The sequence below is a fragment of the Holophagaceae bacterium genome, assembly GCA_016720465.1.
Classification (GTDB): Bacteria; Acidobacteriota; Holophagae; order Holophagales; family Holophagaceae; genus JANXPB01.
Genome location: JADKKO010000004.1, coordinates 164970 through 186564, shown reverse-complemented (window position 1 = coordinate 186564; position 21595 = coordinate 164970). Strand labels below are relative to the sequence as shown.

Genomic DNA, 21595 nt, shown 5'->3' with positions numbered 1-21595 from the left:
AGCAGGTCTATATGGGCTCCATATCCTTTATGGAGTGCTTTTTGCTTAACTGCATCAATATGTCCGGTTTCAGTTCCGGTCTAACTCTCTCTGTGGAGGTTCCATGAACCAATCTTCCCTTCGGAATGCGCTAGGCATTTCGGCACTCACGGCGTTTTCGCTGGTGATGATCGGCTGCGGCGGATCGTCCTCTTCGGCTCCGGCGGTGGCAACCAATGCGAGCCCCAGCGCTCCGTTGATCACCACGGGCCCGACCTCGGCGGTGACCAAGCACCAGTACACGTACAACCTTTCGTCGGTGGATCCCGAGGGCGATGCGATCACGTATTCGCTGTCGACGGCCAATGCCGATGTGAGCATCACGGGCAGCGTTCTGACCTACAAGCCCAGCGCGCCGGCCTTCGGCGGGGCTCCGGTGAACGTGACGCTGTCGGTGGTGGCCAAGGACACGCACAACAACACGTCGCCTTCGGGTTCGGTGACGGTGAATGTGATTCCGAACCGGGCGCCGGTGTTCTCGAGCGGGAACAGCATCCAGACGATCGGGAATGGAGCCGCGGTGCCGGGGACGTTCACGTACGCGGCGTCGGCGGTGGATCCTGATACGGATACGGTGACCTACGCGGTGAAGGCGGGGTCGGTGTCGATCGTGGACAACGCGGGATCGCCGGTGGCGGTGCCTTCGACCTGGACCGGCGGACTGCCCCCGATCGCGGCGGGCGTGGTGTCGTTCCCGAACCTGTCGGTGCCGGTGGGCAAGACGTCGGTGACGGTGGGATTCACGGTGGTGGCGAGCGACGTGGTGGCGTTCGGGGGGAGTGATCCTTCGGAGCGTGCGGTGACGGCGACGTACTTCAGCGGGAACACGGCTCCGATCATCACGAGCACGTCGATTCCGGGAGTGCCGCAGAACCATGGCATTCCGGTGAATTCGAGCGTGCCGCCGTACCAGTTCAGCGCATCGGACACGGCGGGGATCCCCTGACGTGGTCGTTGGTGAGCGCGCCGGCGGGCTTCTCGCTGACGTCGGCCGGCGTGTTGACGTGGAGTTCGAATTTCGCGACGGGATCGGATTTCGCGGTGCGGACGATCACGGTGAAGGTGACGGACGCGGGCGGGCTGTCGGACACGAAGACGCTGCAGATCAACATCGTGTCGGACACGAAGCCGAACTTCACGACGCAGACGTACACGGAGACCGTGACGAACGTGCAGTTCCACGATCCTTCGAACCTGCGTCAGAAGATCACGGGCTATAGTTTCTTCAATTTCCTGGACACGAATGCGGCGGACCGGGAGTACTACGCGGATCCGAGCAGCTCGATCAAGGGGTGGCGCGCGGGCGTGACGGCGACGGACGCCGAGAACGACGTGGTGGTGTACAGCGTGAAGACGAATTCGGTGTTCCGGTTCGGCTCGCCGTACGTGGCGACGACGGATTCGAATGCGTCGCCGGCGGGCGGGCGGTATCCCTATGTGGTGCCGGGGCCGACCGCGGACACGTCCGGAACGGGCGTGGTGCGGAATCCGGGCGAGATCGTGTGGCGTCCGGGCCGCAACCTGGGGAACCCCGGGTCGGTCGGAACGGTGCTGAACACGGGCATCAACACGGACGCGCTGACGGGCTCCGTGGACGGAACGCCGACGCATGATCCGGCGAACTGGTCGTTCACGGTGGTGGCGCAGCAGTTGATCGGGACGACGGCGACGCCGGGCCAGTTCAACGAGACGACGCTGACCATCAAGGTGCAGCCGAACCACCAGCCCTACATCGGAGCGTTGACGACGATCAACGTGCCGGCCATCACGGCGGGCGTGAATGTGGGCGCGGGAACGGCAGTGGTGCCGAACGTGGGCCGTCCTGCGATCCAGGAGCCCGTGGCGAGCGACACGAGCACGCCGGGAACGCCGAGCAAGTGGATCTGGGCCATCAACACGCCGGGAGCGGCGAGTACGGACACCACCATCGGGGATCCGAACACGAACGGATTCCATGGGCACCAGGACGCGATCCAGGTGTTCTTCGGAAGCGCGCCGTACAACACGGTGAACGGCATCGGCGTGCTGACGGTGGGGAACTACCCGACCTTCGACACGACCGGGAACTACCCCGCGGTGCTGACCTCCGGAACGATTCCGAACGGCTTCTACAATCCGTGGCTGGGCGCGGTGCCGAGCCCCGCGACCTACACCGTGGCCTGGGCGCCGATCCGGATCCAGTACCAGCTGGGCCGCTACCTCTATTGCTTCACGGGAACCCCGAACGCCTACAACTTCCCGCTGAAGGTGGAAGACCAGTACACGCTGTCGAACACCGCCGCGGTGAACATCTTCCCGATCTTCGGGACGGTGAAGTTCTTCAACAGCCGCTTCCGCTTCCGCCTGGATGACGGATCCGATGAATCCTACGCGGCCCGCAGGGGTAATTTCACCACCAGCGGCAACTACAACACGGACTACGCGCTCGCCACGGACCTTCCGCGCTACACGTTCAACTACCTGCCCATCGGCGTGAGCGCGGCGGCGGGCAATGCGGAAGCCCTGACCAGCAGCGGGACGTCGACCTACGGTTCGAACCTGTTCGGCCGGGCCAACCCCACCGTATCCGGCGCCCCGGCGTCGGGCTACGGCAGCTACGCGGGCGGCTATTTCGCTCCGGGGCAGTGGGGCACGGGTTCCCTGCTGACGGCCGGCAACTGGCATACGCTGGACGGCTTGGATGCTAACTCGGGTCCTGGTTCCTTGGGCATCTGGTTCACCTCTCCCGGCAATCCCCTGAACACCCTCTTCAACGCGGCCCCCAAGGCTGCGGCGGTGGTGGGCACGGGCTCCGGCGCGGCCAACACCTACACGCAGTTCGTGGGTTCCTCCGCGGCTCCGATCTCGGTGGCGATTGCGGCTGATCCTTACTCCAACAACGAGGCGGACGCCCGCGTCATTCCCTCCAACTCGCCGTACCTCTTCAACGCTACGGGGTTGACCTATGCCTACGGCAGCGTGGGCAGCGTTCCGGCGGCCGTCCCGGGCAATGACGGCTTCGATGCGCCGCGCTACCCCGACTTCCCCCACCAGGGCGGCATGGATGCCGACCTGTATGCCTTTGCCGGCGGTGGCATTGGTGGCTTTATTACCGTTGCTCAATTCGCGTTGCCCTACCACTGGGCTTATGGATGCGCACAGAGCGAAGTGAACGCCCAGCGCGTGCTGGCGGGCCGTCCCGTCTTCTACAGTGGAACCACCACGGCGGGTGCGGTTGACGTGGACCAGCTGGCCACGGTCGCGCCCACCTCGCGCCTGCGGCTAAGCTTCACCTGGCCGACCCTGGTGACCAATACCGCCTCGGGCTATCCGGCCACGGGCAGCGCCAACACCTGGGGCCTCACGGACGTCATGCAGGTGGCCACGCCCAATATGGGCGGGCGCGCGCGGTTCTTCTTCACGGGGAACTACATCGGCACCTCCGAATCGGATGCCACCAACCATTGGAAGCTGGGCTACGCCCAGGCCACGGGCCTGACCTTCACGGCCACGGGAGCCACGGTCGCCCCCAGCCAGCCCATCCACACGGTGACCAACTCCCTGTGGGTGCCGGCGGAAGCCAATGGCCACTTCAACCTGCTGAACACGCTCACCACGCCGGCAGGCGGCTCGGGCTACACGGATCTGCCCTTCAGCGGCATCCGTGGGTATCTGGCTGCTTCGGCTAACAATCTCACAGCTACACCCGACGCCCAGACCCATTTCGCTGATTTCACGCGGTACTACTCAGGGTTGTCCGTTGCGTCCAACACGAACAACCTCCCTCAGACCTTGTTTGGTCTGGCGAATGTTGGCGACGACAAGAATGTGAACCCGGCCTTGCTGGACACGGGGTCCAATGACAGCGCGTTCTTCCTGTGGATGAAGCAGGATCCGACCATTGTGGATGCCTACGGAACCTACGCGGGCTCCTACCTCAATGGCGGGGCCTCCGCGGTGCTCGCGGTGGGCGGCCATACCGCCGCGCCGAGTTTCACCATGGGCGCAGGCTTGACGGACACCCAGTCGCAGATTTCCTTCTCGGAGATCGGCACCCAGCTCGGCGGCCTGAACCAGGCCATCAACAGCGGCATCGGCATGACGGGCTGGAACATCACGCAATTCGAACAACTCCGTTCCCTGGTGGCGGCGCCTGCCCAGTACGGCAACGCCCCCCGGGCGCGCCTGGTGGATCCGGCCATTGTGGCCACGGGTACGGACAATACGATGGCGACCTTCGATAACGCCACCATCGCCACCTTCGATGGCATCACGAGCAACAGCCTGATCGTGTACGCGCTCCAGGCCCGCGGCACGGATGCCTACGGCAACTCGCTCCTGGGCGAGGCGGGCATCGAGCCCGGCGCGCCGGTGCTGGCGCAGTGGTGGAACAACCTGACCCACGCGGATGCAGCAACAGCCGACTTCCCCGAGGTCTTGCTGAGCTATACCTCCAGCTTCCTGCCGTCGAGCTACCAGGAAGTGGTGGAGCTGAAGCACAACTTCATTGGCAAGCTGATGAGCCCCAACGCTCCCGGCGCCAACGTCCAAAAGGTCGTGCTGTCCACGGGCATCATCGCGCCCAAGGGCCATGCGCTGTTGGACAATGCGATCCCGGTGGTCACGCCGGTCCGCCAGCTGGCCATCAACGACATGAAGATCAACACGGCCACGGGCACGACGGCCATCGGCACGAAGCTGGACATCTTCAACGGGACGGCGGATCCCGCAACGGCCAATGGCCTGAATTTCGGCACGCCGCAGGGCGGCATTCCCAGCTACAAGCTGGTGGATGGCAACGGCCGGGGATCGGACAACCGTCTGCACGGGGATTCCAATATCCAGATCACCTGGCAGCCGGGCGTCAATGACCTGCGCAACCCCAGCGGCTACATCGTGACCTTCTACCTCCAGAACAGCATCAGCCAGTTCGTACCCATGCATACCGTCTACATGGGCCATAAGGGAGGCATCGGCGCCATCCAGACCCTCAACATGCCCAGCCTCCGCTCCTTGTTGCCGCTGGTTTCATCGGGTAGTTTCCCCATGGCGCTGAAGGTGCGGAACGTGTGGATGAACGGCAACGAAGGTCCCGACGGCAAGGGCTTCGACATGGCCAAGGAACCCTTCGCCATGCGTTATCCCATGGCCTGGGCGGACTGCCTGTCCGGCGTCTTTGTGGTGAACTACGGCACCACTGGCCCAGCCTATGCGCCCATTGTGCCGGTTGGCGGCGGATCACTGATCACGCTTCCCTGATCCATCGGCCTACAGGCCTTAGGACTGAGCGGCCAGTTTCATCGGGCCACTCCAAACCCCAAAAGCCCCCGCCTCGGCGGGGGCTTTTTTGATTTCGGCCGGTAGGCTGACGCGGGCTGTCATCTCAGCGGCCTCATCTGGGCGGTCATCAATCTCCGTATGGGATCGCATAACAATCAAATTCACACAAACCGGAAATCATTAATAAAATATATTCAATAATGTGATTAATAACAAAATTAATTTCAAAACTACAGATAATACGATTTGTTCTTGCCCAGATGAGTGGTATCTCCGATACTTCAGGAATCTATATGGGCTCCGTATCCTTATGGAGTGCTTTTTGCTTAACTGCATCAATATGTCCGGTTTCAGTTCCGGTCCAACTCTCTCTGTGGAGGTTCTATGAACCAAACTTCACTTCGGAATGCGCTAGGCATTTCGGCACTCACGGCGTTTTCGCTGGTGATGATCGGCTGCGGCGGATCGTCCTCTTCGGCTCCGGCGGTGGCAACCAATGCGAGCCCCAGCGCTCCGTTGATCACCACGGGCCCGACCTCGGCGGTGACCAAGCACCAGTACACGTACAACCTTTCTTCGGTGGATCCCGAGGGCGATGCGATCACGTATTCGCTGTCGACGGCCAATGCCGATGTGAGCATCACGGGCAGCGTTCTGACCTACAAGCCCAGCGCGCCGGCCTTCGGCGGGGCTCCGGTGAACGTGACGCTGTCGGTGGTGGCCAAGGACACGCACAACAACACGTCGCCTTCGGGTTCGGTGACGGTGAATGTGATTCCGAACCGGGCGCCGGTGTTCTCGAGCGGGAACAGCATCCAGACGATCGGGAACGGGGCTGCGGTGCCGGGGACGTTCACGTACGCGGCATCGGCGGTGGATCCTGATACGGATACGGTGACCTACGCGGTGAAGGCGGGTTCGGTGTCGATCGTGGACAACGCGGGATCGCCGGTGGCGGTGCCTTCGACGTGGACCGGCGGACTGCCCCCGATCGCGGCGGGCGTGGTGTCGTTCCCGAACCTGTCAGTGCCGGTGGGCAAGACGTCGGTGACGGTGGGATTCACGGTGGTGGCGAGCGACGTGGTGGCGTTCGGGGGGAGCGATCCTTCGGAGCGCGCGGTGACGGCGACGTACTTCAGCGGGAACACGGCTCCGATCATCACGAGCACGTCGATTCCGGGAGTGCCGCAGAACCATGGCATTCCGGTGAATTCGAGCGTGCCGCCGTACCAGTTCAGCGCATCGGACACGGCGGGGGATCCCCTGACGTGGTCGTTGGTGAGCGCGCCGGCGGGCTTCTCGCTGACGTCGGGCGGCGTGTTGACGTGGAGTTCGAATTTCGCGACGGGATCGGATTTCGCGGTGCGGACGATCACGGTGAAGGTGACGGACGCGGGCGGGCTGTCGGACACGAAGACGCTGCAGATCAACATCGTGTCGGACACGAAGCCGAACTTCACGACGCAGACGTACACGGAGACCGTGACGAACGTGCAGTTCCACGATCCTTCGAACCTGCGTCAGAAGATCACGGGCTATAGTTTCTTCAATTTCCTGGACACGAATGCGGCGGACCGGGAGTACTACGCGGATCCGAGCAGCTCGATCAAGGGGTGGCGCGCGGGCGTGACGGCGACGGACGCCGAGAACGACGTGGTGGTGTACAGCGTGAAGACGAATTCGGTGTTCCGTTTCGGCTCGCCGTACGTGGCGACGACGGATTCGAATGCGTCGCCGGCGGGCGGGCGGTATCCCTATGTAGTGCCGGGGCCGGCCGCGGACACGTCCGGAACGGGCGTGGTGCGGAATCCGGGCGAGATCGTGTGGCGTCCGGGCCGCAACCTGGGGAACCCCGGGTCGGTCGGAACGGTGCTGAACACGGGCATCAACACGGACGCGCTGACGGGCTCCGTGGACGGGACGCCGACGCATGATCCGGCGAACTGGTCGTTCACAGTGGTGGCGCAGCAGTTGATCGGGACGACGGCGACGCCGGGCCAGTTCAACGAGACGACACTGACCATCAAGGTGCAGCCGAACCACCAGCCCTACATCGGAGCGTTGACGACGATCAACGTGCCGGCCATCACGGCGGGCGTGAATGTGGGCGCGGGAACGGCAGTGGTGCCGAACGTGGGCCGTCCTGCGATCCAGGAGCCCGTGGCGAGCGACACGAGCACGCCGGGAACGCCGAGCAAGTGGATCTGGGCCATCAACACGCCGGGAGCGGCGAGTACGGACACCACCATCGGGGATCCGAACACGAACGGATTCCATGGGCACCAGGACGCGATCCAGGTGTTCTTCGGAAGCGCGCCGTACAACACGGTGAACGGCATCGGCGTGCTGACGGTGGGGAACTACCCGACCTTCGACACGACCGGGAACTACCCGCGGTGCTGACCTCCGGAACGATTCCGAACGGCTTCTACAATCCGTGGCTGGGCGCGGTGCCGAGCCCCGCGACCTACACCGTGGCCTGGGCGCCGATCCGGATCCAGTACCAGTTGGGCCGCTACCTCTATTGCTTCACCGGCCAGCCGAACGCCTACAACTTCCCGTTGAAGGTGGAGGACCAGTACACGCTGTCGAACACCGCCGCGGTGAACATCTTCCCGATCTTTGGCACGGTGAAGTTCTTCAACAGCCGCTTCCGCTTCCGGTTGGATGATGGATCCGATGAAGGCTGGGCTGCGCCTTACGGCGCGTTCAATACCAGCGGCAATTTTGTCTCAAGCTACTCCGATGTGGCGACCACTCGCGCTCCGCGCTACACGTTCAACTACCTGCCCATCGGCGTGAGCGCGGCGGCGGGCAATGCGGAAGCCCTGACCAGCAGCGGGACGTCGACCTACGGTTCCAACCTGTTCGGCCGGGCCAATCCCACCGTGTCCGGCGCCCCGGCGTCGGGCTACGGCAGCTACGCGGGCGGCTATTTCGCTCCGGGGCAGTGGGGCACGGGTTCCCTGCTGACGGCGGGCAACTGGCATACGCTGGACGGCTTGAACACCAACGCAGGTGCGGGTTCCAATGCCACGCTGTTCCTGTCTCCCGGCAACCCCCTGAACAGCCTCTTCAATGCGGCTTCCAAGGCGGCGGCGGTGGTGGGCACGGGCTCCGGCGCGGCCAACACCTACACGCAGTTCGTGGGTTCCAATGCCGCCCCGATCACCATTTCCATTCCGGCCGAGCCATACTCCAACAACGAAGCCGACGCGCGCGTCATTCCCTCCAATTCCCCGTATCTCTTCAATGTCACCGAGAGCGACTATCCCTACGCCGGCGACCAGAATCATGCCAGCGGTGGTGGCTATGACGGATTTGATGCGCCTCGTTATATGGACCTGCCCCATCCGGGAACCATTGATCGCCAGCACTCGATCAACCACAGCCTCAATTCCGCTTATGTTCGCGGCCTGCCGTTCGCATGGGTGTCGGGTTGCGCCCAGAGCGAAGTGAACGTCCAGCGTGTGCTTGCTGGACGTCCGGTTTTCCTTGCAGATGCCACGGATAGCAGCAACATCGACAACAACGCCGTTTCCGGGGCTAACGCCTACCTGCGCCTGAGCTTCACTTGGCCTACTCTCGTGACCAACTCGGCCGCCGGCTACCCGGCCTCGGGCAGCGCCAATACCTGGGGCACCACCGATGTTATGCAGGTGGCCACGCCCAACATGAGCGGCCGCGCGCGGTTCTTCTTCACGGGGAACTACATCGGCACCTCTGAATCGGATGCCACCAACTTCTGGAAGCTGGGTTTTGCCCAGTCCACCGGCCTCACCTTCACGGGCACAGGTGTGACAGCGGCCCCGAGCCAACCCATCCAGGCGGTCACCAACTCCTTGTGGGTCCCGGCGTTGACGAATGGCCACTTCAACCTGTTGAACACCCTCACCACGCCAGCGGGCGGATCGGGCTACACCGATATCCCCTTCGCGGCGATCCGCGGGTACGTGGATACCGGCATCAGCTACCAGGGAATCAATGGCGCGGCAGGCCAACAGGCCATCCTTCCCGATGCCCAGGTCTGGGCGCAAGCGCGGGTAAGCGATTTCATGGGACTGAATTCCCAGGTAGGCAGCCGGATCACTCCCGTCAACAACTTCAATGATGAGAATGTAAACCCCGCCCTCATCGACACTGGGACAGGCGATAACAGCTTCTTCCTGTGGATGAAGCAGGATCCCACCATCGTGGATGCCTATGGCACCTACGCGGGTTCCTACCTCAGCGGCGGCGTTTCCACGACATTGGCTGTGGGCGGCCATACCGCAGCGCCTTCTTTCGACATGTTGCAGGGCGGCTCCTACGGCCTGACGGACACCCAGTCCCAGATCTCCTTCTCGGAAATCGGCACCCAGCTCGGCGGCGTGAACCAGTCCATCAACAGCGGCATCGGCATGACGGGCTGGAACATCACCCAGTTCGAACAACTCCGGTCCCTGGTCGCCGCGCCCGCCCAGTATGGCAATGCCCCCAGGGCGCGCCTGGTGGATCCAGCCATGGCCACCACTGGTTCCGACAACACCCTCGGCACCTTCGACACGGCCACCGCGCCCACCTTCGACGGCATCGTTTCCAACAGCCTGATCGTGTATGCCATCCAGAATCGCGGCACGGACGCCTACGGCAACTCGCTCCTGGGCGAGGCGGGCATCGAGCCCGGCGCCCCGGTGCTGGCGCAGTGGTGGAACAACCTGACCCACGCGGATGCAGCCACGGCCGACTTCCCCGAGGTCCTGCTGAGCTACACATCCAGCTTCCTGCCCTCCGGGTACCAGGAAGTGGTCGAGCTCAAGCACAACTTCATCGCCAAGTTGATGCACCCAGCCGGCGGCAATGTTGCGGGCACCGCTGTTCAGAAGGTTGTGGTTTCCACGGGCATCATCGCGCCCAAGGGTGATGCGCTGCTGACCAACGCGATCCCGGTGGTCACGCCGGTCCGCCAGTTGGCCATCAATGACATGAAGATCAACACGGCCACAGGCAGCACCGTCATCGGCACCAAGCTGGACATCTTCAACGGCACCGCCGATCCGAATCCTGCGGGCACGGGTCTGACCTTCGGCACGCCTCTTGGCGGCATCCCCAGCTACAAGCTGGCAAGCGGGAATGCCCCCTCGGTTCCCGCATCGGATTACCGTATCCACGGCGACTCGAACATTCAGCTCACCTGGCAGCCCGCCGTGAACGACCTGCGGAATCCCAGCGGATATGAAGTCACGATTTACCGCATGAACGGTGTTGCCGAGGCCTATCCGGTCCACAAGATCACCATGGGCCACAAGGGCGGCATCGGGGCCATCCAGACCCTGAACCTGCCCAGTTTCAGGGCCTTGGTCCCCACGAGCCCCCTCAATACGGCCACGATCCTCAGCGGAAACCAGGCCTTTGCGGTGAAAGTCCGCAACCTCTGGATGAACGGCAACGAAGGTCCGGACAGCAAGGGCTTTGATCTTGCCAAGGAGCCCTTCGCCACCCGCTTCCCCATGGCCTGGGCGGATTGCGTATCTGGAGTCTTCGTGGTGAACTACGGCGCCACAGCTCCGGTTTACGCCCCCATTGCTCCTGGCGGCCCCGCGGCTGATGTTGATCCTCACTAATTGATCAACCTGTTCGTAATATAAAATGATGAAAAGCCCCCGTTTCGGCGGGGGCTTTTCATTGAGCCGGAGGAATCGGCCAATTCCAAGGCCGGAACCAAGTGTCCGCAAGGCCGGTTGGCACATTGGGCACTTGGGCTAGGTGCGCCTTCACGCTAAAGTGGAGGGTTGGGCTCAATGCCCAGGAGAGTCCGCATGGCCGCTAAAAAACCCGCTCCTCGCAATGCCTCCCCCCGGCCGGCCAGCAAGGATCCGAACACCCTCAGGACCTTGGATGCCGCGTATAAACTCCAGAAAGCAGGGAGCCTGCAACAAGCGGAACTGCTCTATCAAAAAGTATTGATGGCCGAACCCGGGAATCCCTTCTCGCTCTATGCCCTGGGCAGCATCGCGCTGGATCGTGGCGACACGGCCAATGCCGTGGCGCTCTTCCGCCAGGCCTGGGCCACGGGCTACACCCATGAAACGGTTTCCACGCATTTGGGCATCGCGCTGCAGTCCCTTGGCCGCTTGGATGAGGCGCTGGAAATCTATGAAACCGCGTCCAAGCTCGATCCCAGGAACCCGCGTTTCCACTCCAATGCTTCCGTGGTGCTGGCGCAGAAAGGGGATTACGAGGGAGCCTTCCAGATGGCCCAGGTGGCCATGAAGCTGAATCCCAAGTTCGCTCCCGCCTACATGAACGCAGGGATGTTCCTGCAATCCCTGGGCCGGCCGGTGGAAGCCGTGGAGATGTTCGAACGCACCCTGCAACTCGAGCCCGGCAACGCCGAAGTCCACGAAGCGCTGCGCCTGCTGAAACAGAAACTCGCGGTCGAAAGCCGCTAGGCCCCGTTAGGAATCCCCGCGCTTCCGGATCAACTGTCCGCAGGCCCCTGCCACATCCTGTCCCCTTGAGCGGCGGACGCTGACCGTGAGCCCGGCTTTGGACAGGATCTGGCAGAGCTGGCCGATGCGTTCTTCCGAGGGCGGTTCGAAGCCTGAACCTTCGTGCGGGTTGAACGGAATCAAATTGATTTTGGAGGGGAAGCCCTGGGCGAAGCGGGCCAGCCGGCGGCCATCCTCCAGGCTGTCGGTCACGCCGCTCAGAAGCACGTATTCCAACGTGATCCGTTCCCGCTTCTCGAGCGGAAACCGCGCCAACACCTCGGCCAGCGCGGCGAGATTCCACGCGCGGTTCACCGGCATGATCCGCGAGCGGTACTCGTCCGTGGTGGCATTCAAGCTCAAGGCCAGCCTCGGCCGTTTCGCGTAGGCGGCCATGCGTTCAATGCCGCTCGCGAGGCCCGATGTGGAAACCGTGATGCGCCGGGGCGAAAGGCCCAGTCCTCCCGCATCCGTGAGGATCCGGAAGGCTTTCATCACGTTTTCCAGGTTGTGCAGGGGCTCGCCCATGCCCATGAACACCAGGTTCACCGGTTCATCGCCAGAGTGGTGGTGGGCGGTGAGCATGGCCACCACTTGGCCGACGATTTCCCCGGCGGAAAGGTTTCGCACGATGCCCATGAGCCCGGTAGCGCAGAAGGTGCACCCCATGGCGCAGCCCACCTGGCTGGACAGGCAGAGTGTCCGGCGCTTTGCCAAGGGCATGTGGACGCCCTCCACCTGTCTGCCATCGGACAGGCGGAAAACGTGTTTCGTGGAGCCGTCCTCGCTGTCGATGGACTCAGTGATTTCAGGCCACTGAAGCTGCGCGGCTGATTCCAGTTTCGCCCGCAGGGCGGTGGACAGACTCGTGAACTGGTTCCAGCTTGCGAAGCGGTGGCGGTGCAGCCCCTCGAAGACTTGATCGCCCCGGAAAGCGGGTTCGCCCAAAACCGCCAGCCAGGCCCGAAGCTCTTTTCGGTCCATTTCGGTGGGGAGCGCCTGGGCGATGGGAAGCTCAGGCGCAGGAGCGTCCCAGGCCCGGAGCGTGGGTGCCAGGCTGGGGGTCGCCATCAATCCAACGTGATCCGGAGGTTCCGCAGCAGGGCTTTGTCTTCGGGCGAAAAGCCCGCCGTGAACTCCGGCGCAAGGGGCCGATGGCCGTCTTCATGGTCCTCGGTGGAATGCCGGGTCACCATGGCTTCGAGCGAGAGGGAAAGATCGAATCCGGCTGCCTGGATACGGGTGGTCAGGTCCCGGCAACGGTCATCCAGCACCATGGCGCTGACCAAGGCTTCACCCAATTCATCCACGAGGCCGCGCAGCTCTTCTGGAATTTCCATGGCTTCCTCCCTGGGTGATTGTAATCGCCGTGGCTATTCCAGGCTGAACCAGGTCTTGATTTGTTTGAGCCAGATCTCCCGCAGCAGCGATTTCCGGGAAGGCGTGGCGGGATCGCCGGATTCCCTGGCCCGGGATTCCATGAGGTCCACGAGCCGATGCACCAGCTCCGGCTCGCGCTTAAGCGAAGCCTCGAAGGCGATCTTGGGAACTTCCAGGATTTCGCAGGCGGTCTGGGCCACCACGGTGGCGTTGCGGGGTGCTCCGGTGAGCAGGCTCGCCTCCCCGAACCAGGCGCCGGGCCCGAGGGTGGCGATGGTGTCCCAGTACAGCCCCGTGTAGGGTTCGTGGCGCTCGGCCACCTTAACGACCATTAGGCTGCCGCTCACCACGGCGAAGATCGAATGGCCGGGATCGCCTTCCCGGATCACACCCTCGCCGGGACTGACACGCCTCAGCAACACGGCCCCGCGGAGGTCCTCGGACAGGTGGGCCGGGAGCTGCAACAGGGCCAGCAGGTCGCGCATATGGGCGTCGCTCGGGTGGGCCTGCTGGGCGTGGACGGTGGTGGGGCCCATGGGGCCCAGGAGCGAGAAACCCTCGCGGGGCAGCACCGAGTTGGCCAGGCGGGTGGCGAGGTAGAGGGATTGGCGGCTGTCGCGCCAACCCAGGGTCCAATAGCGGCATTCCAGGAGCGCTCCGCCCATATCCGACCCGCACACCACGACTTCCGGCGGTTGGTGGGGCAGGTGGGGGACGCCGGCCAGGGCGACGGTCAGCTTTTCCAGGGCGATGTGCAGGTTGGGGTTCGGTTCCACCACCAGCTTGAACACGCGCTTGTGCAGACCCGTCGGCGCGTAGAGATTCGTCACCACCGCCTGGGCGATGAGACGGTTGGGAATGATGTCCGTGTCGCCGTAGTCGTTGCGCAATTGCACGGTGCGCCAGGTCATGGCTTCCACGCGCCCGATCAAAGTCTCCCGGCCTGGGCCGCCCCTCAGGTTGCCGGTGATTTCGATCCACTCCCCTTCCTGGAACGCCGGATCCAGGTGCATGGAGATCCCCGCGAAGAGGTTTCCAAGGGTTTCCTGGAGCGACAGGCCCACGATGGCCGCCGCGATGGCGCCGGTGCCCAGCAGCTGAGGCAGGCTGACACCCGCCACTTCCTTGAGCACGCCGCCCATCACCAGGCCGTAGAGCAGCACGACGATCAGGTCTCGGGCGAATCCCGGCGTAGCAGTCTTGCGCTCTCGCAACAGCGGGTCAATGAGGGCAAAGGTGAGCAGGCGGACGGAGAGGATGGCCACCGCGGCCCAGAACATGATGCGCGCGCCCCGAAGCCAGGCCGGATGCAAGCCGCCACTCATGCGCGGCACCAGGAAGGCGCCGGCAATGACAATCAGGAGCAGCAGCACCCAGGCCAAGGTGCGGCGGGTGCCGCTCACGCGCTCTCTCAAATCCCTGAACATGAAATCGAGTGTGCGCCAAGCCGTCGGGGCGTGACAACCCTCTTGGCGGGGCCAGAGGGCATCAGGCCCAGGATTGGCGCAAGGCTTCCACCACGCGGCGGGGTTCGGGCGCATCCGCGAGCGCCCGGATGAGCGCGACACCATCGAGCCTGGGATGGCGCAGCGAGGCAGAATTGGCAGGCGTGATCCCGCCCAGGGCCAGGATGCGCGGCCCCGCGGCGATTCCATCCAGCGCCCGGTGGAGCCGTTCCACGCCCCAGGGCGCGCCTTTTCCTGGAACCTCGAAGATCGGACCCAGCAGCCATTGTCGGCACGCGGTCCGGGTCAGGATCTGATCCTCGGAATGAACGGGACGGGACAGCGGAACCAGGCCGGAGGGAACCTCCGGGTAGGCTTCCGGCGCGTGCAGCCCGCAACTTGCGGCCAGTGCCACGTCCAACCGCCCGTTCACCCATACTTCCAACGAGGGCGCGAGATCCCGCACTTGCCGAACCAGCGCCAAGAGAGGCCGCGCCTCCAGCTGCCGTTCACGGATCATCAGACCATCGATGCCCGAGGCCAGCACCGCCTTCCAGCGGGCCTCATTGAATCCAGTGCCGGGGCTGATGCCGAGAATGAACATAGTGGAAGCTTAGCTCCTGCTCCTATCAATTCCGGTTCAAGCCGGTTTCCCCGCCAGGGGCACCGGTTCCCCGGACCCCGGGTACCAGCGCTTCCGGAGCCAGAGGGCCACGTTCACCAGGCCGATCAGGACGGGCACCTCCACCAGGGGCCCGATGACCGCCGCGAAGGCCGCGCCGTGGGCGATGCCGAAGGTCCCCACGGCCACGGCAATGGCCAGCTCGAAGTCATTGGAGGCGGCGGTGAACGAGAGTGTGGCGGAATGGCCGTAGGGCGCGCCCATGAAACGGCTGAACCAGAATGAGCCCAGGAACATCACGAGGAAATACAACAGCAGCGGCAGCGCTACGCGGCCCACATCCAGGGGAACCTTGACGATGCTGTCGCCCTTCAGGCTGAACATCACGATGATGGTGAAGAGCAGCGAGATCAGGGTGATGGGGCTGATCCTGGGGACGAACCGGTGCTCATACCAGTCGTGCCCTTTCAGCCGGACCAGCGCCAACCGGGTGAGGAGGCCGCCGAAGAATGGGATGCCGAGGTAGATCATCACCGTCTTGGCGATCTCCGCCATGGTGATGTTGATCGCGACCCTCTCCATGCCGATCCAGGCGGGCGCCACCGTCAGGAAGAACCACGCATAGACTGAGTAGAGCAACATCTGGAAAACGGCGTTCAAAGCCACCAGACCGGCGCAGTATTCACGGTTGCCGCCGGCGAGGTCGTTCCACACGATGACCATGGCGATGCAGCGCGCGAGTCCCACCAGGATCAGGCCCGTCATGTACTCGGGCTTGTCCCTCAGGAAGATCACGGCCAGGGCGAACATGACGATGGGCCCCACGACCCAGTTCTGGATGAGCGAAAAGGCCAGGACCTTGCGGTCGAGGAACACCTTGCCCATCTCCTCGTAATGCACTTTTGCGAGAACCGGATACATCATCAGGATGAGGCCGGCGGCGATCGGAAGGCTCGTGGTGCCGACGTTCAGGCTGTTGATGGTGCGGTTGAAACCGGGCAGGGTGTTGCCCAGCAGGATTCCCAGGCCCATGGCCAGGAAGATCCACAGCGTCAGGTAGCGATCGAGAAAGGAAAGACGTTTGGTGGCGTTCACGGGTTGACTCCAGTCAGGTGGGATGAAGCCGATCGAGTGAAGGAGAGCGGCTCCAGCACGACCCGGGCAGCATGGTCGAGCAGCTCGTTCACATGTTTCGCCTCATGAGCCTGGCGGGTCCGGAGCACCGGGTCCGTGACCTTGAGCGGGCTAAGGCTCTGGTTCACAACCCAGGCGAAGGGGCGGATTCCGGCGCGCGCCAAGTCGCGTTCGAGCTGCATGGCTTCGTGGATGGGCGTGGCCTCCGGCAGGGTCACCAGCAGGATGCGCGTGAAATCCGGGTCCCGCAGCCGGGGTAGGAGTTGCCGCACGGTTTCCGGCATATCGCTGGTCGTCCTGAGCACTTCCCGGTGATAGGCCTCTGCCGCATCCAGGAGCAGCAAAGTGTGTCCAGTGGGGGCTGTGTCGATGATGACAAACTCATCCTGCCCCCGGGCCACGGTATCTGCGAAGGCGCGGAAAATGGCGATCTCCTCGGTGCATGGAGAGCGCAGATCCTCTTCGAGCATTGCGCGCCCTTCCGCATCCAACCCCTGGCCCGCGGTGGCCAGGACTTCCGCCCGGTACCGCTGGACGACCACTTCAGGATCGATGCATGTGACGCGAAGCGTTGGCGGTCGTTCGCCGACGGCCTGTTCCACATGGGCCGCCGGGTCGGTGGTGGTCAGGGTGACCCGGAACCCCTGTTCCGCCAAGCTTGTGGCCAGATGGGCCGCCAGCGTAGTCTTTCCCACGCCGCCCTTGCCCATGGCCATCACCACGCCTTTCCCCTGGAGGATGAAGTTATCCACGAGGGAGGCCAGGGTGTCGAAGCGGGATAAATCGATCGCTCCGTCCGGGGGCAAGGTTGGAGACGCCGGTTCAGCAGCTCCCATGCTGCGGAGCGCAGGGATGCCCACAAGACCGTAGGGCAGCAGCGGAACTGATGTCTGGGGAAGGCGCTGGAGCCCCTCGGGCAGGTCCTGCAATGCCGTGTCGGCTTGGGCTTCCATCGCCACCGCAAGGTCATCCGAGGGATCCGTGGCCTTGAAGATGCCATTGAGGATCAGGTAGACATTCTGGATGCCAAGCTGGGCAAGCTCCGCGCGGGTTCGCTCCGCTTCCCGCAAGGAGGGCCGATCCGGCCGCGCCACCAACACGAGCGTGGTCCGCGCGCCATCGCGCAGCGCGGCATTCGAGGCTGCGTAAAGCGACTTCTGGGCCGCGAGTCCCGAGAGCGGACCCAGGCACGAGTTGCCGCCGACATTGGCATCAATGAAGCTGGACCAGGCCGCGGGAAGCTCGAGCAGGCGCAGCGTATGTCCGGTAGGTGCGGTGTCGAAAAGAATGTGGTCGTAGGCGGCAGTCCTGGCCGAATCGCCCAACAGCTTGGAGAATTCATCGAACGCGGCGATCTCCGTGGTGCAGGCACCTGAAAGTTGCTCCTCCATGCTCGCCACCACGGCCTCGGGCAGAATTCCGCGAACCGGGCCGACCATGCGCTCCCGATAGGCACGGGCGGCTTCTTCCGGGTCGATGTTCAGGGCCATCAGGCCCGGCACATCCGGGATCGCCAGGGGCGCGCCGCTCAAGGTGACGCCCAGCACCTCGTCCAAGTTGGACGCAGGATCGGTGCTGACGAGCAGCACGCGTTTTCCTGCCTCGGCGAGGGAAATGGCCGTGGCGCAGGCAGCGGAGGTCTTTCCGACACCACCCTTGCCGGTGAAGAACAGGATCGGCGTGGGATGGGGAACGAGCAGGGACATGGGTGGTCCTTTTCTAGCCGCAATTGCCGCTGGTCTCGCTGGATCCACCACAGCAACTGGCCGTAGGGGCGGTGGACTGGCTTTTGATTTCAGAGGCATCAGGCCGTACCGCTCCCGGCTCAATCAGATAGCGCGCCGCAAGACTTAGGATGGATCTTGCTGGTGCCTCCTTGACGCTTTGAGCGGTATCGACGGCGCGCACCATATCCTCCTTGGACACTCCCAGCTTCCGGGCCTTGTCATAGTGGAATTTGAAGCAGGGCTCGCAGTTGGAGGCGATGGCCGCGCCGATGGAAACCAACTCCTGGACGGCTTCTGTGTAGATGGAGGCAGGCGGAGCGTCAAGGCCCGCCCAGGCGGCGAGCTGGTCGCGGGAAGGGTATTTCCCGGAGGACCTGACCTCGCCATCGACTTTGATCAGGGGCAAGGCGCCTTCACCCTGGGTTTGGAGCGCCGCTTTGACCTCGGCATCTTCGGCGAAGGCCGCGGCCTGTTGCGAAAGATTGAACCGTTCCACGGCAGTGCCCTGGGCCCTCAACCATTCGAGATCAGCGGCGAAGCGTACGAGGTGGGGATCCACGGCGGGACCGCAGACGCCAGTGGGGCAGCACATCGCAGGATCGAACACTTGGATTTTCGGCATGGGAACCTCCTGAAAGGGCATCGTGGAACCTTGAGCGGAGACATGGACGGCTCAGGGCTTCCGGGCGGAGATGATGAAGCTGGCGATGAAATCCTCTGGCTGGGCGTTCTCGGGCAGTAGGGCCAGCAGGCTCTTGGCCGTTGGATCATCCCCCTGGAGCATGGCGGCAATGGCGCCGTCCTTGGGTGTGAGCTCAGCCTCCACCAAACCCGCCGCGCGGATCATCGAGCGCAGATCCTCAAGAAGCGGCGCGCCCGCGATGCAGCCGACCAGGGCCTCGACACTTACCCGAAGGGCTTCCGGCAGGGGTCTCAACATCACCATGTCCGAAATCGAAACCCGGCCCCCAGGCCGAAGCACCCGCGCGATCTCATTCCATACCGCAGGCTGATCAGGGCTCAGGTTCAGCACGCAGTTCGAGATCACCACATCCACCGAGGCATCCGGCAGGGGCAATTGCTCGATCTGAGAAAGGTGGAAGGTGACGTTGTCCAGGCCCGTGCGGCGGTGGAACGCAGCAGCATTTGTGCGGGCCTTGGCCACCATTTCGGGGGTCATGTCCACGCCGATGGCCTGCCCCGTGGCGCCCACTTTCGAAGCGGCGATGAAAATGTCGAACCCGGCGCCGCTGCCCAGATCCAGCACGGTTTCGCCGGGCTTCAAGGAAGCGAGCGCCGTGGGATTGCCGCAGGAAAGGCCCAGATTCGATCCTTCTGGAATGGCGGCCAGCTCGGTGGATGAATAGCCCAGCGCAAGGGCGATGGCATCATTTTCGGTACCCGAGCCGCAGCAACCGGTGTCGGCGCTACAGCAGCCCCCGCCACCCGAGGCGATGCGGCCATAGGCTTGGCGGACAGTGTCGTGGATGGTATGGGAAGTGAAGGTCATGGTCAGCTCCTGTGAATGGTTGGGAAGGTTGGAACGCGGGCAGGAAAGCGGCCCGGTATTGGCTGATTGAAGAAGGATGGATTCAGGGGTGGTTTCCGGCCCATTGCTGCATCCGGTGGTTCAGGTCATCCCGCACGCGGCGGAAATGGCCGAGGATCTCTCTTTCGGAACCGAAAAACTTGGCAGGGTCGGGAAGGCCCCAATGCTCGTGCGAGACCGTCACGGGCAGGACCGGACACCGATCCAGGGCATCCCCGCAAAGGGTCACGACGGTGTCGAAGGAATCCAAGGGGTGACCGGCGGCGAGCAAGTCCTCAAGGGTCTTTGAATGGAGATCGGCCGGCAGTTTGCCGCCGTCCGCCATCGCTTGAAGCATCACAGGATTGAGTCCATGAGCCTCCAAACCCGCGGAATGAACCTGCCAGGCGGGACGAAGCCGGCGCAGGAGGATCTCGCCCATCTGCGACCGGCAACTGTTTCCGGTGCAGAGAAAAAGCACTTTCACTTCGCCACCCGATGAACCGCCAAGATCTTGGATTCGAGCAAGTCCACCATGAAGAACCTCCTTAGAAAGATGACTGAATGATTCGAATAAATTCGAAATAGACTTGGAAAAAATATCAGCAGCAGCTCTTGCCACCGGAGCAGCAGTCCTTCCAGACGTAATCGCAAAGGGCGCGCAGAGAATTGAAATCGCAGCGGTAGAGCAGGAAATTGCCGGAGCGCTCGACCCTGACGAGATCCGCCTCGCTCAGCGTGGCAAGGTGGTGGCTGAGGGTGGAGGCGGGAATGCCCACCTGGGACTGGAGATCGCCCGCCGGAGTGCCCGCCTCAGGCCCCTTGACCACAGCCCGCAGGATGGCCAGACGCACGGGATGGCCCAGGGCCGCGAGCATCTCGGCATGGCGTTCCAGCGGCGTGGGCATTGCGGCCTCCTGGAGCTAATTCTAGTATTTTCGAAATAGTCCGCAAGGATTTATTTCGAAAATTTTCGAATCAGTTCCCGAGCAGGCCCCTCAGCGTTTCGACCGGCAGCTTGGGCAGACCCATGACCGGGGTGTTTTCATCCACGTGCGCCTTTCGGCCCATGCCGCAGAGCGCCGTTGTGACTCCGGGGCAGGATCGCGTGAATTGCAAGGCCATCTGGGCGGCGCTGGCGCAGCCGGGGAACAGGCCGGCTAGGGCGGCGCGCTGGCCTTCCAATTGCCGGAGGATCCGGCCCTGCATCATGCTCGCGCTGGTCTGCACTTGGAGGCCCGCGGCCTGGCAGGCTTCCAGCAGCGGCATCTCCCGGCCACCGAAGCGCTGGGTGGGGGCGAGGAAGGCTTCGGGCATGGCCAGGTTCAGGGGCGCCTGGATCCACCTGAAATGGTGGGCCGGCCCGCCCACGTCCTGGGCGATGCGCAACAGATTTTCCAGGCTCAAGTGCTCCTCGGCGTCCGCGGGCACCCGGAAGCCGTTCCAGGTGGCGCAACCGTAAGCCTTGATGCGCCCTTCCTGGACGAAGCCTTCGCAGGCCTCGAAGGCTTTCCGCAGGGCTTCATCGTGGGCTTGGGGTCCCAACGCCGGACGTTGGTGCTCGGGATTGTGGAGGTGGAAGAGGTCCAGGGTGGTCACGCCCAGGGCGGCGCAACTGACGTCCAGCTGGTAGGAGAGGTACTTCGGCGTCATGGCATGGCAGCCATCCAGGACTTCATCCGAAGCAAGGATGCCCGGTCCTGCCAGCACACGCTGGAACCAGTCGCGCTGCGACTCTTCGATGATGCCGTCGCCCATGGGCAAGTAGCCCGCCTTGGTGCTGACGAAGAAGGCCTCCCTCGGCAGTTCCGCGAAAACCAGGCCCAGAGCCTGCTCGCTGCGCCCGCCCCGGTAGTTGGCGGCGGTGTCGAAGACGGTGCCCCCGGCCTGGAAGAACGCGAGGGCAGCCTCGACATAGCGGGTGTCGGTGGCTGGATCAGGAGAACCCAGGTAGGTGCCGAGCCCCAGGGAACTGGGTTGCATGAAAGCTC

At 63.6% G+C, this 21595-nt stretch carries 16 protein-coding genes; 5 read left to right on the top strand and 11 right to left on the bottom strand.

The window, feature by feature from the left end; translation table 11 throughout:
- Nucleotides 1-103 precede the first annotated feature (103 nt).
- The 5 genes from IPQ13_08255 to IPQ13_08235 all read left to right on the top strand — a co-directional run bounded on the left by IPQ13_08255 (nucleotide 104) and on the right by IPQ13_08235 (nucleotide 11729).
- Nucleotides 104-985, top strand: a complete 882-nt coding sequence (locus tag IPQ13_08255; GenBank protein ID MBL0210884.1) for a hypothetical protein — start codon at nucleotides 104-106, stop codon at nucleotides 983-985.
- 11 nt (nucleotides 986-996) lie between these two features.
- The gene (locus IPQ13_08250; protein MBL0210883.1) at nucleotides 997-5277 is read left to right on the top strand and encodes a hypothetical protein; all 4281 of its coding nucleotides are present in this window, start codon (nucleotides 997-999) and stop codon (nucleotides 5275-5277) included.
- A 405-nt stretch (nucleotides 5278-5682) separates the two neighbouring features.
- Entirely contained in the window at nucleotides 5683-7701 is a 2019-nt protein-coding gene (locus tag IPQ13_08245) for a hypothetical protein (GenBank protein MBL0210882.1), read from the top strand.
- On the top strand, nucleotides 7695-10901 hold the full coding sequence (locus IPQ13_08240; GenBank protein ID MBL0210881.1) for a hypothetical protein: 3207 nt from the start codon (nucleotides 7695-7697) through the stop codon (nucleotides 10899-10901). Before IPQ13_08245 ends, IPQ13_08240 begins: the two co-directional genes overlap by 7 nt.
- A 195-nt stretch (nucleotides 10902-11096) precedes the next feature.
- Complete coding sequence (locus IPQ13_08235; protein ID MBL0210880.1) at nucleotides 11097-11729, top strand: tetratricopeptide repeat protein; 633 nt, start codon at nucleotides 11097-11099, stop codon at nucleotides 11727-11729.
- A 6-nt stretch (nucleotides 11730-11735) separates the two neighbouring features.
- Here the strand turns inward: IPQ13_08235 and rlmN are convergent, their stop codons facing one another.
- The 11 genes from rlmN to IPQ13_08180 all read right to left on the bottom strand — a co-directional run bounded on the left by rlmN (nucleotide 11736) and on the right by IPQ13_08180 (nucleotide 21587).
- A complete protein-coding gene (gene rlmN, locus IPQ13_08230; protein ID MBL0210879.1) occupies nucleotides 11736-12752 on the bottom strand; it encodes a 23S rRNA (adenine(2503)-C(2))-methyltransferase RlmN in 1017 nt (338 codons plus the stop codon).
- An 86-nt stretch (nucleotides 12753-12838) separates the two neighbouring features.
- Entirely contained in the window at nucleotides 12839-13108 is a 270-nt protein-coding gene (locus IPQ13_08225) for a hypothetical protein (protein MBL0210878.1), read from the bottom strand.
- A gap of 33 nt (nucleotides 13109-13141) precedes the next feature.
- Nucleotides 13142-14551, bottom strand: coding sequence for a mechanosensitive ion channel (locus IPQ13_08220; GenBank protein MBL0210877.1), 1410 nt, complete (start codon nucleotides 14549-14551; stop codon nucleotides 13142-13144).
- Between the two features lie 85 nt (nucleotides 14552-14636).
- Nucleotides 14637-15197, bottom strand: a complete 561-nt coding sequence (locus IPQ13_08215) for a thiamine phosphate synthase (GenBank protein MBL0210876.1) — start codon at nucleotides 15195-15197, stop codon at nucleotides 14637-14639.
- A gap of 36 nt (nucleotides 15198-15233) precedes the next feature.
- Entirely contained in the window at nucleotides 15234-16310 is a 1077-nt protein-coding gene (gene arsB / locus IPQ13_08210) for an ACR3 family arsenite efflux transporter (protein MBL0210875.1), read from the bottom strand.
- Nucleotides 16307-18055, bottom strand: a complete 1749-nt coding sequence (arsA, locus tag IPQ13_08205; GenBank protein ID MBL0210874.1) for an arsenical pump-driving ATPase — start codon at nucleotides 18053-18055, stop codon at nucleotides 16307-16309. Before arsA ends, arsB begins: the two co-directional genes overlap by 4 nt.
- A gap of 13 nt (nucleotides 18056-18068) precedes the next feature.
- Nucleotides 18069-18698 carry an arsenite efflux transporter metallochaperone ArsD gene (gene arsD / locus IPQ13_08200; GenBank protein ID MBL0210873.1) on the bottom strand — a complete coding sequence of 210 codons (630 nt, stop codon included), beginning with the start codon at nucleotides 18696-18698 and terminating at the stop codon, nucleotides 18069-18071.
- A gap of 51 nt (nucleotides 18699-18749) precedes the next feature.
- Nucleotides 18750-19586 carry an arsenite methyltransferase gene (arsM, locus tag IPQ13_08195; protein ID MBL0210872.1) on the bottom strand — a complete coding sequence of 279 codons (837 nt, stop codon included), beginning with the start codon at nucleotides 19584-19586 and terminating at the stop codon, nucleotides 18750-18752.
- Between the two features lie 82 nt (nucleotides 19587-19668).
- Nucleotides 19669-20046 carry an arsenate reductase ArsC gene (locus tag IPQ13_08190; GenBank protein MBL0210871.1) on the bottom strand — a complete coding sequence of 126 codons (378 nt, stop codon included), beginning with the start codon at nucleotides 20044-20046 and terminating at the stop codon, nucleotides 19669-19671.
- A gap of 160 nt (nucleotides 20047-20206) precedes the next feature.
- Entirely contained in the window at nucleotides 20207-20512 is a 306-nt protein-coding gene (locus IPQ13_08185; protein ID MBL0210870.1) for a helix-turn-helix transcriptional regulator, read from the bottom strand.
- A gap of 70 nt (nucleotides 20513-20582) precedes the next feature.
- On the bottom strand, nucleotides 20583-21587 hold the full coding sequence (locus IPQ13_08180) for an aldo/keto reductase (GenBank protein ID MBL0210869.1): 1005 nt from the start codon (nucleotides 21585-21587) through the stop codon (nucleotides 20583-20585).
- Nucleotides 21588-21595: the final 8 nt, after the last annotated feature.